Annotated in this window: 9 protein-coding genes; 5 read left to right on the forward strand and 4 right to left on the reverse strand. The window is 73.6% G+C overall.

What is annotated here, in order from left to right; genetic code table 11:
* Positions 1 to 7 precede the first annotated feature (7 nt).
* Positions 8 to 4483: a TcpE family conjugal transfer membrane protein gene (locus FYW99_RS15510; protein WP_150252764.1), complete on the forward strand. Its 4476-nt coding sequence runs from the start codon at positions 8 to 10 to the stop codon at positions 4481 to 4483.
* 222 nt (positions 4484 to 4705) lie between these two features.
* On the opposite strand, the gene thpD is transcribed toward FYW99_RS15510, so the two are convergent.
* Positions 4706 to 5614, reverse strand: a complete 909-nt coding sequence (gene thpD, locus FYW99_RS15515) for an ectoine hydroxylase (RefSeq protein ID WP_150252765.1) — start codon at positions 5612 to 5614, stop codon at positions 4706 to 4708.
* Positions 5615 to 6126: 512 nt separating this feature from the next.
* Here thpD and FYW99_RS15520 point away from each other — a divergent pair.
* The 4 genes from FYW99_RS15520 to FYW99_RS15535 all read left to right on the forward strand — a co-directional run bounded on the left by FYW99_RS15520 (position 6127) and on the right by FYW99_RS15535 (position 12192).
* Complete coding sequence (locus FYW99_RS15520; protein ID WP_150252766.1) at positions 6127 to 6789, forward strand: HNH endonuclease family protein; 663 nt, start codon at positions 6127 to 6129, stop codon at positions 6787 to 6789.
* A 209-nt stretch (positions 6790 to 6998) separates the two neighbouring features.
* Complete coding sequence (locus tag FYW99_RS15525) at positions 6999 to 9482, forward strand: ATP-binding protein (protein ID WP_150252767.1); 2484 nt, start codon at positions 6999 to 7001, stop codon at positions 9480 to 9482.
* Between the two features lie 273 nt (positions 9483 to 9755).
* On the forward strand, positions 9756 to 10790 hold the full coding sequence (locus FYW99_RS15530; RefSeq protein ID WP_150252768.1) for a hypothetical protein: 1035 nt from the start codon (positions 9756 to 9758) through the stop codon (positions 10788 to 10790).
* 109 nt (positions 10791 to 10899) lie between these two features.
* On the forward strand, positions 10900 to 12192 hold the full coding sequence (locus FYW99_RS15535; protein WP_150252769.1) for a DUF6891 domain-containing protein: 1293 nt from the start codon (positions 10900 to 10902) through the stop codon (positions 12190 to 12192).
* A 255-nt stretch (positions 12193 to 12447) separates the two neighbouring features.
* Here the strand turns inward: FYW99_RS15535 and FYW99_RS15540 are convergent, their stop codons facing one another.
* The 3 genes from FYW99_RS15540 to FYW99_RS15550 all read right to left on the reverse strand — a co-directional run bounded on the left by FYW99_RS15540 (position 12448) and on the right by FYW99_RS15550 (position 16399).
* The gene (locus FYW99_RS15540; RefSeq protein ID WP_190394676.1) at positions 12448 to 12948 is read right to left on the reverse strand and encodes a DUF3995 domain-containing protein; all 501 of its coding nucleotides are present in this window, start codon (positions 12946 to 12948) and stop codon (positions 12448 to 12450) included.
* A gap of 101 nt (positions 12949 to 13049) precedes the next feature.
* Positions 13050 to 15089 carry a protein kinase domain-containing protein gene (locus FYW99_RS32365; RefSeq protein WP_150252770.1) on the reverse strand — a complete coding sequence of 680 codons (2040 nt, stop codon included), beginning with the start codon at positions 15087 to 15089 and terminating at the stop codon, positions 13050 to 13052.
* Between the two features lie 227 nt (positions 15090 to 15316).
* Positions 15317 to 16399 (reverse strand): DUF2339 domain-containing protein, encoded by a 1083-nt coding sequence (locus tag FYW99_RS15550; RefSeq protein WP_150252771.1) that lies wholly within the window; start codon positions 16397 to 16399, stop codon positions 15317 to 15319.
* Positions 16400 to 16983 lie beyond the last annotated feature (584 nt).

The raw sequence follows: 16983 nt of genomic DNA on the forward strand, positions 1-16983 counted from the left end.
CGGGAACGTGGATCTGCCCACGTACACCAACATCTGGCGTATCGAGAAGCGGCTCTACAAGCTCTACGATTTCCGGCTGCCCATGCCGCTCCCGGTGGGCACCTTCGGGGTCGCCCTGGGCGTGTTCGCGCTCTGGGTGGTCCTGCTCAGCCTCGTCAACGCGCCCTTCGTGTTCGGCAACGGCTGGCACCTGGTGCTGTGGGTGGTCCCGCCCGGTGTGATCACCGTGCTGGCCACCCGGCCGGTGGTCGAGGGCAAGCGCCTCACCGAGCTGCTCATCTCCCAGGCGCGCTTCCTCGCCGAGGCGCGGGTGTACAACCGCCTGGCCCCCGAGTACGAGCCCGCCGAGGTCCGCGTGACCGTGCGGGTGTGGCACCGCGACCCCGAGTCCGGTCCGCTCCCGCTGGCGGCGCGGCGCCGCGCCGAACCCGAGGCGGAGGCGGTCGGGGCCGGGGCCGCCGAGACCGGTGACACCGCGGTCCGTCCGTCCCGCTCCGACGCGCCGCCGCTGCTCGGTGTGCGCGGACCCGCCGACCGTGTTCCGGCCGTCGAGACCGAGGAGGAGGCCCCCGCACGGACCGGGTCCGGGATGCCGGGCCAGGGGCAGGGGCAGGAGAGGGTTCCGGCCGAGGCTCCGCGCATCCGGCACCGGCACGACGAGGAGACCGAGAGGCGGGTTCCGGTCAGGTCGCAGGCCGTCCCCGCCCGTGCGGAGGCCGCTCCGGTCAGGTCGCAGGCCGCCCCCGCCCGTGCGGAGGCCGCTCCGGTTCTGGAGCGCGAGGCTCCGGCGGAGAGGGTTCCGGCCGCTTCCGAACGCGCCCCCGTGGCCGTCGCCGCGCGCCCCGGACCCGAGGAGCGGAGCGCCCCGTCACACCCGCGCGAGGAGGAGCCCGTCGCGTCCGCCGCTTCCGGAGGGGACGACGGAACGCCCGACGGGCCCCGGCGCGGAGTCGGCCGCCGCGTGCTCAACTACTTCGGCTTCGCCCTGGGGTCAGGACCCCGGGAGGCCCAGGAGGAGGAACCCCGAGGTTCCGAGGCGGACGCCGGGGAGGAGCTCGACGACGGCTTCGCGCGGGAGAGGGTCTACGAGACCGAGGGCGAGGAGCAGCGCGACAGCGACGCGTGGTTCGCCCGCCTGCGCGCGTCCTCCGGTGAGACCCCCGTCGGTCTGACCGCCAAGAGCGCCTACAGCGTCGGCGACACCGCGGCCATGAGCAAGGGGGAGCTGGCCGACGCGGTGGACGAGCGGCGCGCCTCCGACCTCGACGAGGAGGAGACGGCCGCAGCCCGGCGCCTGCGCGGCCGTACCCAGGGCCTCAGGGTCGCCAAGGACCTGGAGGAACAGCGCCGCACCGAGCGCGTGCGCGAGCGCGGACCGAGGGAACTGCCGACCTCCCGTGCCCGGGGCCAGGGGCTTCCCGGCACCGGCGAGGAGCCGGAGCGGCCCCGCCGCCGGGGGCGCCCCCACGCCGCCCCGTGGGAGCTGGAGAAGAAGGCCGATCCCGCCGGGGGCTACGGCGACCTGTCGGACTACGCGGCCCGTTACGCGGCGGCCACCGGCCGCCCGGCCGAGGCCGGTGCCCTGCCCTGGCTGCCGCCCTCCTCCTCGGCGCCGGAGGAGGAGACCCGCGCGACCGCGGACCTGGACGGGGACGTGCCCGCCCGCACCGACCGGCGGGACGGCGCGGCCGGAGCCGAGGACACCGCGCACGCGGCCGGTGCGCCCGGAACCGCGGACACGGACGGGACGGCCGGCACCGGCCGCCCGGTGACGCGGGCGGAACAGGACGCGGCCGACGACGGGAGCGAGGCTCCCGCGGAGGCCGCTCCCGGCGTGAGCACGGGGGACGCTGACGCTCCCGGACACACGGCCCTCCCCGGGGCGGCCGGGGAACGCCCCTCGGTCGCTCCCCGTCGGAGCGCCACCAGGACCGAGGGCGCCGAGGGCCGGTCCGTCACGGGGCAGGAGGAGACCGTCGCGCACCGGAGCCTCGCCGGACTCGGGGGCGCCGCTGTCCCCGAGGACGCCGTCGAGCACCGCCCCACCACGGGGCACGAGGACACCGCTGTCCCCGAGGCGGCCCCCGCGCGGACCGCTTCCGGTGGCGCGGACACCGGTGCTGCCGTGGACACAGCCGCCCAGGGCACGACCACCCCGGACGACACGCGTGCTCCGGACACCCGGGCCGCCGCGGACACGGCGGCCCAGGGCACGGCCGCCCGGGTCGACACGGCCGCTCCGGACACCTCCGACACCGGCGCGCCCGTGGCCTCCGAGGCCGAACGCTCCGCCCACAAGCCCGTCCTGGAGATCGACCACGGCACCGGCGAGCAGGAGGCCATGCCCGGGAAGCCGCGCGAGGAGTCCGAGGACCGCGGCCCCGAGTGGAACGAGCACATGTCCGTGCTCGACGACCACCTCATCACCGCCGACACCCCGGCACCGCCGCGCCCGAAGTTCGCCGACGCCGTTCCCACCCAGGAGCGCGACGCCAAGGACCCCTCGCGGTGGTTCGAGGACGGCAGGAAGCGCCACCCCGACCAGCCCAAGGTCGGCGACCGGGGCAACCCCGTCATCCCCGCCAACGAGCTGCGCGAGGAGCGTGGGGAGCGAGAGGAGAACGCCGCCCCGACCGGATCCGAGGACATCGCCGACGAGGCGGCCCGGAAGGCCGAGCCGACCGGGCAGGCCTCCGCCGACGAGCCCAAACCACCCACCCAGCTCGACCACGGGACCGGGGAACTCGTCAGCTTCGTCGAGGTCCGGGACGACCACGGGCGCGGGGACAGCAACGTCCGCGCGGACTCGGGCACCGAACAGGTCCGCCGACGCACCGCCTCCGACCTGGAGAGGGCCGAGGCCGAGGCCCTGGCCCGCCGCCGGAAGACCGCGCGCAGGGACGTCAGCGACCCCGGTGACGCCCGGGCCTCCGACGGCGTAGCGCCCCCTCCGGCCACCGGTTCCGCCGGAGCCGACCGCGGCGACGCGTCCTTCCGCGCCCGCTGGAGCATGCGCGCCGCCGGCATCGCCGACTCCACCGGCCGGGACACCGGCGCCTCCGGAAAGCCCCCGTCAGCCGCCGACCCCCGGAGCGGGCACGCGGACCCCGGAACCGCACACTCCGCCTCCGGGGACCAGGAGCACCGCACCGGCGCCGCCCGCGACCCGAGGGCCAACCCCAGCATGGCCGACGCCCTCACGCAGGAGCGGACCACCTCCTCCGGGAAGGAGCGGACCGCCACGCCGACCGGCTGGGACACCGAGGACATCGGGCGGGCCGAGGACGCCGGGCGGGCCGAGGACGAGGCCTTCGCGGACCGCCCCGCCCCGACCGTCGGTCGGGAACACCCCTCCGAGGGGCCCGAGGGGCCCGAGGGGTCCGAGGGGTCCGACGACCCGCACGACGGCGTCTTCCACCGGGTGGCACAGAACGCGCGCAGGCTCGGCCAGCTCTTCGGCCAGCCCGCGCCCGGTGAGGAGCCCGAACCGTCCGCGCGCGAGCCCAGGACCGCCCTGGAACTCGACCACGGCACCGGTGAGCAGGAGCGCCTGGGCGACACCCCCAACGGCGTCCCCGCGTACCGGGCCGAGGAGCCCGAGCCCCGGCGGCGGGTCGAGGAGTCCGCCGCCAGCGACTCCGGCGGCACCCGGGGCTGGCGGCGCCTGGCCAAGGTCGTCACCGGCGGCGCCGCCCCAGTGCGCTCCGACCTGCCCCCCAGCGACATCGAGCGCCTGCGCACCCCGTTGGACGGCCCGCGCAGCCTCGTCGTGCTGGGCTGCACCGGCGGCGCCGGGCAGACCGTCACCGCGCTGATGATCGGCCACACCCTGGCCGCGCACCGCGACGACCTCGTCGTCGCCGTCGACGTCAACCCCGGCCCCAACGGCCTCTCCCGCCGCGTCGGCGCCCAGACGCCCGAGACCCTCACCGGGCTGCTCGCCAACGCCGAGGCGATCCAGGACTACTCCCGGATGAGCGGCTACACCAGCCGGACCGCGACCGGCCTGGAGGTCGTCCAGACCCTGGACGACCCCTACGTGCAGACCCTGGACGACCGCGACTACGGCCAACTGGCCTCGCTGCTCGGCGGGTTCTACGGCGTCACCCTGCTGGACCCGGCGGCCACGGGAGTGGCGCGGGCCCTGCCGGTCGCCGACGGGCTGGTGCTGGTCGCCCCGGCCAACGCCGACGCCGAACGCGCGGTCTCCATGACCTTCGACTGGCTGGACGGCAACGGCTACGGCGCCCTGCGCGCCAGGTCCGTGCTCGTGGTCAACGGGGTCAGCAAGCGCAGCCTCCAGGACGTGGACGCCGCCGAGCGGGTGGCCCGCGGCCGGTGCCGCGCCATCGTCCGCATCCCCTGGGACGACCACCTGGGCTCGTCCTACACCAGGATCGACGTGGGCGCCCTGCGTCCCGCCACCAAGCGTGCCCACGGCGCCCTGGGCGGGGTCCTGGTCAACTCCCTCACCCAGCAGTAGCACCGAACCCAGCAGCGCCGAACGCGAGCCGCCCGGCCCCCGGATGCGGGCCCGGGCAGCTCCAGTCCCGGAGTCGGGGCCGGACGGCTCCCCGGTACGGGGAAGCCCCCGTGTGGGGCGGGCTCGGGGCCCGCCCCACACGGGGGCGCGGGGGTCATTCCTTCCCGGCGGGCACGCGCTGCGCTCGCGGCGGGCGGCGTCCACGCGGTGCGCTCGGGCGCGTCAGCGGCCCGCGGGGTCGAACTCGCGGGAGGCGAGGAACTCCGGGCGCGGGGCGGGGGCGCTGAACGGCCTGTGGCAGGTGTTCTCGACGCTGTTGAAGACGATGAAGACGTTGGAGCGCGGGTAGGGCGTGATGTTGCCGCCCGAGCCGTGCATGCAGTTGGAGTCGAACACGGTCACCCCGCCCGCGGGGCCGGTGAGCACGTCGATGCCGTGCTGGTCGGCCAGGTAGGACAGGGAGCTCTGGTCCGGCGTTCCCACGTGCTGGCTCTTCAGCGAGTCGCGGTAGTGGTCGTCCGGGGTCTCGCCCACGCAGGAGACGAACGTCCTGTGCGATCCCGGCATGATCATCAGCGCGCCGTTGTGCGCGTAGTTGTCGGTCAGGGCGACCGAGAAGCTGACCGCCCGCATCCGCGGCATGCCGTCCTCGGCGTGCCAGGTCTCGAAGTCGGAGTGCCAGTAGAACGAGCCGCCGCCGAAGCCCGGTTTGTAGTTGACGCGGCTCTGGTGCACGTACACGTCCGAGCCCAGGAGCTGGCGGGCGCGGTCGACCAGGCGCGGGTCGTTCACCAGGTCGGCGAAGACCTTGCTGACCTTGTGCACCTCGAACACCGAGCGCACCTCGTCGGAGGAGGGCTCGACGACCACGCGGTCGTCGCCGCGCAGTCCGGGGTCGGAGCCGAGCCGCTCCAGTTCGGCGCTGTAGGCCCTGACCTCGTCCCCGGTGACGAGGGACTCGATCTGGGTGTAGCCGCGCCCGTCATAGGCGCAGAGCTCGTCGTGGGAGAAGGGGCCCTCGTCGGTCCCCCAGACGGCGGGGTCCCTGCGGTACAGCAGGGCGGGTTCGGTGCTCTTGCGTGTGGGGTACTCGTCCGCGGTGCTTGTCGGAAGGTCCATCTGCAGAGTCATGGTCGATCCCCTGGCGGGGCTCATCCTCTCTGAGGTCGACGGTTTCTCCTACGACATGCGAACTTAACAAAGGGCAGGCAAGCCTACTTACGGCTTCTTTATGCGCGGTGTTTAGTGTCCTTTTTGCCGGGTATGACAGTTATACTATATGGGGGAAAACTGTGGGGGCCGCCGGTTTTCCTTTCTGTTCTCCCTTTTTCGCCGAGGCTGGACCCGGTCGTTCACCTGCGCCGCGTCACCCAGAGTGACCATGGAACGCTCGGAGGGCGCGTCTTCCCAGGTCGTCCAGGTGCACCCTTCGCCTCCGAGGGTGTTTGTGAAAGAACGCACTTTTGCTGTGTGCTAGCTCACACGAATACGGTTCAGGGGCTGGTGCAGAACTCCGCGGGAAGCGTTCGGGCGTCATCCCCGATTCGGGCGGAATTTCCCGCGGGGTACTGGTGGGAGAAGGGCGGCTGTCGCACAGTGGTGGGGTCCGTGCTTTCCTCCCACCCGCTCACAGAGGAGAAAACGTGTCGTCCCCCCGCCCCCGCGCGCTTGCCCGCGCGCTCGCGGCCCTCAGCGCCGCCGTCCTCGCCGTCGTCCTGGGCTGGTCGGCCCCGGCCGCCGCCGACCACGTCCTGCCCCCGGGCATCCCCGGCACCGCCACCGCCCAGAGCCAGCTCGACTCCCTCACCGTCCGGGCCAAGGGCCCCCAGACCGGCTACGACCGCAGCCTCTTCCCGCACTGGAACGTCGTCGACAGCCCCTGCACCGCCCGCCAGTACGTGCTCGTCCGCGACGGCCACGACGTGGTGACCGACTCCGACTGCCAGCCGACCTCCGGCCGCTGGTACAGCACCTTCGACGACGTGTGGTGGGACGGCGACGTCTCCCAGATCAGCGTCGACCACATGGTCCCGCTCAGCGAGGCCTGGAAGACCGGCGCGGCCGACTGGACCACCGCACAGCGCCGCGACTTCGCCAACGACGTCGACTCCCCCCAGCTGTGGGCGGTCACCGTCAGCAGCAACAGCTCCAAGGGCGACAAGGACCCCTCCCAGTGGATGCCGGAGAACACCGCGATCCACTGCGACTACGTCAAGGCCTGGGTCAACGTGAAGCACCGCTACGACCTCACCGTCACCTCCGCCGAGAGGTCCTCCATCCAGGACACCATCGACACCGCCTGCTAAGGGGGCTGTCGAACGCTCCCCCGCGGCAGGTCGGGCCCGTCTCCCCGCCCGGAGGCGGGCCCGTCGCCGTCCGCAGGGATTCTGGCGCGCCGTAACCCCGTCCGCTTCTCCCGTTCCGGGGCGATACTCCACTATGAAGGGGGCGGGGCGGCGGGTCCGGGTAGGAACGACGGGACCCCGCCACGCGACGCGACCAGGAGGGCGAAGAGATGACCGGCACCAGGGGAACCCGTGGCGCGACCCGCCTCGCGGTCCGTTACTTCGACGACCGCGTGCTGTTCAGCGACAGCGAGGCCTGGGCCTACTTCCGCCTGCCCACGGTCTCCTACGAGTTCACCACGCCCGAGGAGCGCCAGGCGCTGGCCACCAACGTCACCATCGCCCTCGCCGCCATCCGCATGAACGACGCCGAGGTCCACCTGCGCGTCGCCCACCGCACCTACCCGGCCGCGGAGTGGGCCACCCGGCTCGACGCCACCTCCGACTCCGGCTCCGGCTGGTACGACTACCTCGACGAGACCTACCGGCACGTGTGGGCCAAGGACTTCTGGACCAAGGAGGTCTACCTCGGCGTCCGCCTCGGCCAGCGCAACGCCGGCGCCGGACTCGGCCTGTTCTCCCAGTTCTTCGGCGCCTACCAGCGCACCGAGCAGGTCCTGGGCATCAACGACGACGCCGTGGACGACCGCGAGATCGCCCGCTGGACCGACCAGGCCGAGCGGCTCGGCCGCGCCCTGGCCGCCAGTTCGCTGCACGCCCGCCACGCCACCTCCGACGAGATCGCCTGGCTCATCCGGCACGCCGTCAGCGGCACCGCCGAGGAGATCCGCCCCTCGGCCGCCGGGCGGCGCACCTGGGGCCGCGGCGAGATCGAGGCGCTCGTCGACGGCGTCGTGCACAACGGCCGCTCCGCGCTGCGCCTCGAACAACCCGCGGGGTCCACCCACGTCGCGTTCCTGTCCTTCGCCCGCTTCCCGGACCTGATGCCCTTCCCGGACGGCGAGCCCTGGATGCACCACGCCGACGCGCTCCCGTTCCCGGTGGAGATGTCCCTGCGGATGAAGCTCATCCCGCCCGCCAAGGCCTCCAAGGACGTCGGCCGCAAGCTCGCCCACGCCCGCGACATGGACGCCCACATCCGCGAGGCCGGGGTGGAGGCGCCCATCGCGCTCGCCGAGCAGATCGACGCCGCCCGCATGCTGGAGCACGGCATCACCAAGGAGCGCCTGCCCTTCGTCTACGGCTGGCACCGCCTCATGGTGTCCGCGCCCACCGAGCGCCTCCTCGGCCAGCACGTCGAGGCGGTCATCGAGCACTACCGCGACATCGGCATCGACGTCATCAACTCCACCGGCGACCAGTTCTCGCTGTTCAACGAGTCGCTGCCCGGAGACCGCATCCGCCTCAACGCCTACGCCCAGCGCCAGCCGCTGCGCACCATCGCGGGCGGCATGCCCACCGCCACCGTCGACGTCGGCGACCGCGTCGACCACTCCGGCGGCGGCTGGGTGGGCCCCTACGTCGGCGAGACCATCGGCCGGGCCCGCTCCATCGTCCACTTCGACCCCATGGTCGCCGCGGCCCGCAACCGCCCCACCGCCATCGCCATCACCGGCGAGCCCGGCGGCGGCAAGACGACCCTCGCCCTCCTACTCATCTACCAGCTCGCCCTGCGCGGGGTCACCGTCGCCGCCATCGACCCCAAGGGCGACGCCGAGTCCCTTGTCGAACTCCTGCAAAGACGCGGCCGCAAGGCCCGCATGATGTCCCTGGGCTCGGCCCAGCCGGGCCTGCTCGACCCCTTCGCCTTCGGCGACGACCTGTCCGCCAAGAAGACCATGGCCACCGAGACCCTGCGCCTGCTCCTGCCCCGCATGAGCGAGGAGCGCGAGTCCGCCATGATCCAGGCCGTGGCCGCCGTCGCCAACCAGCCCCAGCCCTCCCTGGCCAAGGTCGTGGACCACCTGGTCTCCTCGCCCGGCGCTGCCTCGCGCAACCTGGGCGCCGTCCTGCAGTCCATGTCGGAGATGCGGCTGGCCAGCCTGTGCTTCGACCCCCAGGGCGAGGCCCAGATCGACACCGAGGGCTGGACCACCGTGTTCACCCTGGGCGGGCTCACCCTGCCCGACTCCGGCGTGGGCCGCGACGACTACTCCTACGAGCAGCGCCTGTCCGTCGCCCTGCTCTACCTGGTCTCCCAGTTCGCCCGCCGCCTCATGAACGGCCTGGACCGGCACCTGCCCAAGGCGATCTTCCTGGACGAGGCCTGGGCGGTCACCTCCACGCCCGAGGGCGCCAAGCTCGTCCCCGAGGTCTCGCGCATGGGCCGCTCCCGCAACACCGCGCTCATCCTCGTCTCGCAGAACGCGGGCGACCTCCTCAACGAACAGGTCACCAACTGCCTGTCCTCGGTGTTCGCCTTCCGCTCCAGCGAGCGCTTCGAGGTGGAGAGCGTCATGTCCCTGCTGGGCGTGGAGACCACCGAGGACCACCTCGCCGTGCTGCGCAACCTCGGCAACGGCGAGTGCCTGTTCCGGGACCTGGACGGCAGGGTCGGGCGGATCGGCGTCGACCTGGTCTCGGAGAACCTGCTGCGCTGGCTGGACACCAACCCCACCCGCCAGCGCCCCGGCGAGGAGGAGGCGGCGGGGGAGAAGCTGGTGCCCGCGGGCGGACGCGACGAACAGCTCTAGGCGGTCGTCCGAAACCGTTGCGGGTGTGACGCAGGAGCCCTCTCCTCCCGGTGATCTTGCTGCTGGAGGCACTGTGGGACGCCGACAGTGCCCCTGGGAGCAAGATCACGGCGGATGGGGCGGGCCGAGGGGCCTTTCCGGACACGGGGGTGTGCGGCGCCTGGTTCGGGGCGCTCCCGGGTGGGAATCTCCTACCCTGTCGGGTTCCGCCCCGGGTGCCCGACCTCCCCAGCCCCCGCGTTCCGACCCCCCACCGCTCACGAGGGACCGCCCATGCGTGAGGACGCCATCCGGCCGCGACCCGTCATCGACCCCGCCCTGCCCGACCGCCAGCGCGAGGAGGCCCTCCGAGGGGCGGAGCCCCCGGGGCCCCCGCCAAGACGCGGCGGCGGGTCCGCCGAGGCCCGTCCGCCGCGGCTGTCCGACAGCGGTGTCCACCTGCTCGGCGTCGGGTTCACCACGGCCATGGCCCTGATCACCGCGGGCTGGTACCTGAGCATGGTGATCGCCAGCGTCAGCCTCGTCGCCTACGTCGCCGCCCTGGCCTTCCGGCGGGACGCCCACCCCGCCGTGCGGGCCGCGGGCGCCGCGGCGGGAGCGGGCACGCTGGCCGCCGCCCCGGCCTGGCTGATGGACGTCGTGCCCCAGGACCCCTCGCCGGGCATCCCGTGGGTGGTGTTCGGGGTGCTCGTCGCCGTGGTCACCGCCGACACCCTCACCTCGCGGGTGCGCCGGACCGGGCGGGAGGGGCGCCGGGAGCGCGTGGTGCTGCCCGACGACGTCAGCGAGGGCGACCACGCCCTGCTGGTGGAGGTGCAGCGCACGATCGACCTGGTGCGCGGGGCCCGGACCGAACTCGGCGGGGAGTCCCTGGACACCGACCGCGCGCTGGCCGTCCTGCACGAGCAGGAGTGGCGCATCGCCTCGCTCCTGGCCCGGCAGCGCGAACTGCGCCGCTCCCACCAGCGCCGCTGGCAGCGGGCGGTCTCGCCCCGGGTCAGGGAGGCGCTCAAGCCCCAGCGCGAGCACCTGCACGCCGTGGAGACCGCCGTGCGCGCCCGGGTCGCCCAGATCACCGAGTACGGGCGCCTGGTCGAGCAGGCCGTCGCGTCCCACCGTGAGTGGGAGCAGTGCCAGGAGGCGGTGGACTCCACCGCCGAGTACGCCGAACACCTGGCGTCGGCGGGCTTCCTCGGCACCCGGGCCGCGGACGTCGCCGAGCTCGCCGCCACCGCGGCCCTCGCCCGGCAGGTCCGCGACGAGCGCGTCAGCCGCCTGGCCGGGCACGACCTGGTCGCCCACGGGTGAGACCCCGCGGCACCTGCTGTGACCGGTGTCGCGGTAGTTGTCCGGATGCGGACAGTGGCGGCTTCGGCAATCGTCCCCAAACGCCTCCCGCTTCTGACACATTGGGCGAATGAGTGAAGTCAGGGAGAGCGTCCACCCCCTCGTCTCCGCCAGGGAGACGGTGGCGGTGGGGGTCGCCTCGGGCAGGGACGGGTTCGTCGAACTCCTCCGGGACGCCCGCCGGAGCCTGCTCGACACGCTGGAGGACGGCGACCCCGGCGGGCGGGGGGTCCGCGAGGCCTCCGCCCGGCTCCACGACCACGTGGACCGGGCCCTGGCCGAGCACGTCCAGCGCCAGAGACGCTGGCCCGCCCGCACCGACGGCGAGCGCCTCACGCGAGCCTTCCGCGCGCTGGACGAGTCCGGCGTCATCGCCCGCGAGGAGTTCACCTGCTGCGAGCGCTGCGCCAGGACCGCGCTGGAGGGCGAACTCGCCGCCCGCAACTCCCGGCCCGCCGACACCGCGGCGCGCGGGTACGCGTTCTACCACAGCCAGGACGCCGCGCACGCGGTCGCGGGCTCCTCGCTCACCATCGGCTTCGGTGCCAGCCACCCGGTCCGCCGCGCCGCCGTCGGCGAGGAGGTCGCCGAGGCCCTGCGCGCCCACGGGCTCACGGTCGAGTGGGACGGCGACCCCGACCGCAAGCTCCACGTCGGCATGGACTGGAGCCGCCGCCGCTTCGGCCGGGGGGCGGCCTTCCCCGGACCCGCCGTGGACGGCGAGCCCATGGTCCACGTGTCCTTCAACAACCCGGGGCCCTACGAGGTCCCCGAGTGGATCTCCCACTACCAGGGCCGCGTGAGCGTCCGCGAGCTGTCCCGGATGGTCCTGCCCTGGCTGCCGCGCTTCTTCGTCGCCACGCTGAGCAGCGACCGGGGCCACACCATCGCCCTCGAACGCGACTTCGACCTCCTGCGCGTCCGGCACGGACCGGCGCTGTCCCGCGAACGCGTCGAGGAACCCCTCAGCCGCTGGGTGGTGGGCGCCGTCTGGCCGCGCGAGGAGGCCCGCTCCGCCCACACCGGACTACTGGAGGTCCACTACGCGGACGCCGCCGAGGAGGGCCTCGGCTTCATGGACTACGCCGAACCCCTGGAGACGGCCGCCGCGCGCCTGGTCGTCCACCGGCTCACCCCGAGCAAGGGCACGTTCGCGGTGTTCACCGCACCGGGCGGCGCGGTCGTGCAGATGGTGTGGGAGAGCGGGCCCCGGCTGTGGATGGAGAGCCCCTCGCCCGCCGAGGCCGTGTCGCGGGGCCGCCACGTCACCCTCTCCGAGGCGGAGGAGACGGTGCGCGTCCTGGCCGAGGAGGGGCGCGTCGCCCTGGCGGACCTGGGAGAGCTGAGGGTCACCCGCTGGTGAGCGGTTCGGGGGCGGTCGGGGACCGGTCGCCTCTCGTTCGCGGCAGGCCTTCGTGCAGGGCTTCGCTCTCCCCGTGGGGCGTTGGTCTTCCTGTGGGGTGTCGGCTCCGTGCGTCGTCGGTTTCCGCGTGGGGTGTCGGTTCCCGCGTACGGAGCGGTCAGCGGAGGTCCGGCTCGCCGCCGACACCGTGGTCACGGGCCCTGCCCGGTGCTCCGCGGTGCTCCTCGGCCCTGCCCGGCGCTCCGCGGTGCGCCCTCAGGCGCCGTTCTCCGGGTTCCGCGCGCGTGCGAACCCCAGCGCGGCCAGGCCGAAGACGAGTCCGCCGACCAGGAACCAGGGGTTCCACAGCAGCAGCGACCACAGCCGCTGTTCCGGGCTGACGGTGATGTCCCGGCCCGCGGGGTCGGCCAGCAGCATCACCTCGACGGTGACGGCGCGTAGCAGCAGCACGGCACAGACGCACCAGCCGAGGACCCTGACCACCCGTCCCGCCGGGCCGGGAGGCCGCGGCCTGGAGAGGAGCCAGCCCAGCGCACCGCCGACGAGGCACAGCAGCCCCACGCCCCACAGGCCCACCGCCACGAACCACCCGGGGCGTTCCCCGGCCACAGGGCCCGCCGACATGCTGAGGCCCCAGTTGCCGCCCAGCGCCCAGTAGAGGTGGAGCACGGCGAAGGCGACCGCCCAGGCGCACGCGACGCGCCCCCACAGTCCCGACGCCGCCCCGTCCCGCCCGTCCCGCGGATCTTCGTGCATAGCGAGCAGCATGCCACTGCCCCGGCGCCCCGGCGCCCACAGCGCCGTGCGAACCAGCGCGCCCTGCCCCGGGGTCCTACGGAGAGGCGTCCGGGGTGACGTCAGCGGAAGGCCGTCCCGAACCCGAAGTAGGCCCGCGCCCCCGCCGGGACCAGCAGCAGGCCCGCGACCACCAGGTTCAGCACCAGCACCAGCACGTAGACCAGCAGCTGTTCGGGGGCGTAGACCACCACCGTGAACATGTTGAGCACCAGGACCACCGCCGCCACCATCTGTAGGAGCACGACGCCCCCGTAGACCAGGCGCGAGCGGGTCATCAGGGCGGGCGCCGCGACCGTCGACAGCAGACCCCAGACGTAGAGCTGGGCCATGGAGGCCCCGTTCACCTCCAGGGAACCGCTGGTGGACTCCACGGTGAACAGCACCGCGAGGACCAGCAGGTAGAGCCCGTTGAGCACCAGCATCACGGCCGCGGTGACCACGGTCCCGGGCATGCGCGTCCGGGGGCGCTCCCACGGCATCTGGCCGCCGGTGGGCGGGCCGCCGCCGTGCCCGGGGAACATCCCCGGGTGCCCGGGGCCGCCGACCGGTTGGCCGGGCAGCGGTCCCCGCCCCGTCGGCGTGCCTGCGGCGGGGAAGGGAAGGGAGAACTGGCCGGTCGCCCCGGGGGGCGGGGCCGTCTGCGGCACGGACTGGTGGCCGGCGGCGTGCGGAGCCTGCGGGTAGGCCCCGGGACGCCCGCCCGGGCCGTTCGCCGCCGGGCCCCCCGGAAGGTTCGGACCGGTCTGCCCGCCCGGGAAACCGGGGCCGTGGGGACCGGAGGGGAAAGCGGGGTCGTGGGGTCCGCTCGCGAAGCCGGGGCCGTTGGGGCCGCTCTGGGGGCCGCCGGGGTTGTGGGGACCGCCCGGGAACGCCGGGGCGTTCGGTCCGCCCTGAGGTCCACCGGGGCTGTGCGGGCCGCCCGCGAACCCGGGGTTGTGCGGGCCGCTCGGGCCCGCGTGCCACGGCGGGTGGGGGCCGGGGGCACCCTGACCCGGAGCTCCCTGACCGGGCGCTCCCGCACCCGCAACCGGGAACGGCGGGCGGTAGCCCCCCGAGGGGCCGGTGGGAACGGCACCGCCGCCCGGCGCGCTCCGCGCCTCTCCTGCGGGCGGGCTCTGCGCTCCGGTGCCGGGGGCCTTCCACGAGCCGCTGCCCGCGTCCTGGGGGCCGGTGAGGGGCACGGGCTGGCCTCCGGTGCCGACCGCGTCCTGCGCCCCGGTGCCGCTGCCACCGCTGCCACTGCCGCTGCCGTCCTGTGCCTGCTTCTCCTGCTCCAGGAGGGCCAGCGCCTCGTCGGGGCTGGGCCGCGCCGACACGTCCCGGGCCAGCAGCGCCGCGATCAGCGCCCGCAGCGGTGCGCTCGCGGGGCTGTGCTCGCTCTCGTCCAGCGACAGCCGCGGCGGCATCGGCGCGGTCAGCACCGCGCTGATGATCCCCGTGACGCTCTCCCGCTTGAAGGGCGAGCGTCCCTCCAGGAGCGCGTACAGGGTGACGCCCAGGCTCCACAGGTCCGACGCGGGCAGCGCGCGCTTGCCCTCGAACCGCTCCGGAGCCATGTACTCGGGCGACCCGATGTACACGCCGGTCTGGGTGAGGGCGGCGCCGCCGTCGACGTTCGCGATCCCGAAGTCGGTCAGCACGGTCCGGTCGTCGTCGGTGAGCATGATGTTGGCGGGCTTGACGTCGCGGTGGGTGACCCCGCCCGCGTGCACCGCCTTCAGGCCGCCGAGCAGCGACCTGGCGGCCTCCTCGACCCGCTCCACCGGCATCGGACCGTGGTGGTCCAGCTGGTACTGGAGGGACGTGCCGCTGAGTAGCTCCATCACGATCCACGGGCTGTCCTCGTGTTCGAGGACGTCGTGGACCGTCACCACCGCCGTGTTGCTGATCCGCGCGGTGGCCTGGGCCTCGCGCAGCGTGCGGGCATGTGCCTCGGCGCGTGCCTCGGGGTCCATGCCCTGGGGGAGGAGGACCTCCTTGATGGCCACGTCGCGCTGGAGGGAGGGGTCCCAGGCGCGCCACACGGTGCCCATCCCGCCAGCGCCGAGCCTCTCCCGCAGCTCGTAGCGGCCGACGGAGGAGTGGCCGGAGGAGGACATAGGCGCGCATCCCTTCAGGGGGTCGGGAGAGGGGTGACGATGCGCAGGACAATCTATCCGAGAAAAGCCCTACAGCAGCACTTTGTGACACTCGTCCATGTTTCCTGAACCATTCTCCCTCGATTGCGGACAGTTCCCCACACCCCGTCGGGAGGGTGGCCGGTAGCGGTCACCTGCGGGGCACGGCGCGCAGGACAGGACCCGTTGTCCCGCGTGCTCGTGGAATGTCATTCCGTCACCGCGAAAACGATCTCCTCCGCCTCTCCCGGCCCCGCCTCCCGGATGTGTTCCGACAGCCGCGCCATGTCGATGTCGGGGAACTCCATGGTCGGAACTCCCTGCGAGTCGTCGGGCAGGTCCGTCATGAGCGTGGCCCTGACCCCGTCGGTGAACTCCGTGCGCGCCTCCATGAACTCGACCTCCTCCCCCTCCGCGTCGACGGCGATGACGGTGTCCCCGTGCTCCTCGCACTCCCAGGGCCCGTCCTCCAGGTCACACAGCTCGTACAGGGGCGTCCACCCCGACTCGTGCTCCCCCTCCAGAGGGTGGCTGCGCAACGTGAGCCCGAAACCGTCGAGTCCGGGGGAGGGGTCGACCGGCACGTAGGTGATGTCGGCGCTCTTCTCCTGCACATCGTTGTCGACGACCTGCACGCCCGACGGCTCCCAGTCAGGGGAGTCCAGTACGGCGATCGCGACGGGGAAGTCGGCGACCTCGCCCAGGAGCTCGTCCCGGTCCCGCCGTTGGTTCTCCACAGCGGTCATCCACGACGTGCCGTGGAGCAGCAGCGCCGCCGCGACGACCAGGGCGAGCGCGAACACGAACCTGTGCCGGTGCCGGAGCGCCGCCAGCGTGACGGTACCGAGCAGGGAGAGTCCCAGGCACGTCAGCGGCAGGGGCGGGAAACCGTCCAGGGACAGGAGTGCCACCAGCGGCATCTGGAAGAGGGCCAGAGCCAGCGCCGTGCTCAGGACCGTCGGGAACTCCCAGGGGCGGGGAACGCCCTGCCGCCGCAGGATCCACAGGAACAGACAGTGCCCGCCGCCAACCGACGCGAGGGCCGCCACGGCAAGCAGGACCGTGTAACTCCAGTCGGAGTACAGCAGGCCGAGGAGGGCGAACATCCCTCCGGCCCACAGGGCCGCGCCCACCAGGAGCGGGTACAGGGTGGCGGCCGCGACCACCGTCCACACGGCGCCCCGGCCGGGGGCGGGCGTCGGCCCGGACCCGGACGCTGGGCCGGACGAGGGCGCGGGCGCCGGGTCGGACGAGGGCGCGGAACCGGGCGGCGGATCGGGGGCGGTGCTCACGGGGCCTCACAGGAGCGGGGGAAGGGAGTCACGCCATGTGACGCCTCCGAGGGCTCCCGGGTTCGGTGTGGACCCGGGCCCGCCCCGGCGCGGGTCCGGCGGGGCGGGCCTGGCTGACTCTCCGGGACGGGGGTGGGGGGCAGATGACCGCTTCCCGCGATGCCACGGCCCTCTGTCTGGTGGGCGGGCGCAGCCCGGAGGTGCTCGGGGCGCCATTCGGTGGCGAGGGGGTGTCCGGGCGGCAAGGGACTGTTGAGCCGGAAGGGAACAGGGCGATGCCGTTGTGGACCTAGGTCAGGTTTCGGTCCTGCGGCAATGCGAACTCGGGGTTCCACCGAAGGCAGTTCTGGGATCGGGTTTCAGTCCGATTGATGGCGTGGTGTCCGCTTTTGGCGGTGAAACTGGGTGTGACGCCCCTCATAGTGCTGAGATGGCTAGGAAATTGTGGCCTTGTGGTTTCTGGGTGTTTCGGAAGGCCGTTCACGCCCACTACCTGCGCAAACGTTGACAGAGGTCGTCTTTGTCCCCCAGGGTCTGGCCACAACGGGGGAGAGAAGGGGAAAACCCGACGCGTTGCACCCGTT

The sequence above is a fragment of the Nocardiopsis deserti genome, assembly GCF_008638355.1.
In the GTDB taxonomy this organism is placed as follows: Bacteria; Actinomycetota; Actinomycetes; order Streptosporangiales; family Streptosporangiaceae; genus Nocardiopsis; species Nocardiopsis alborubida.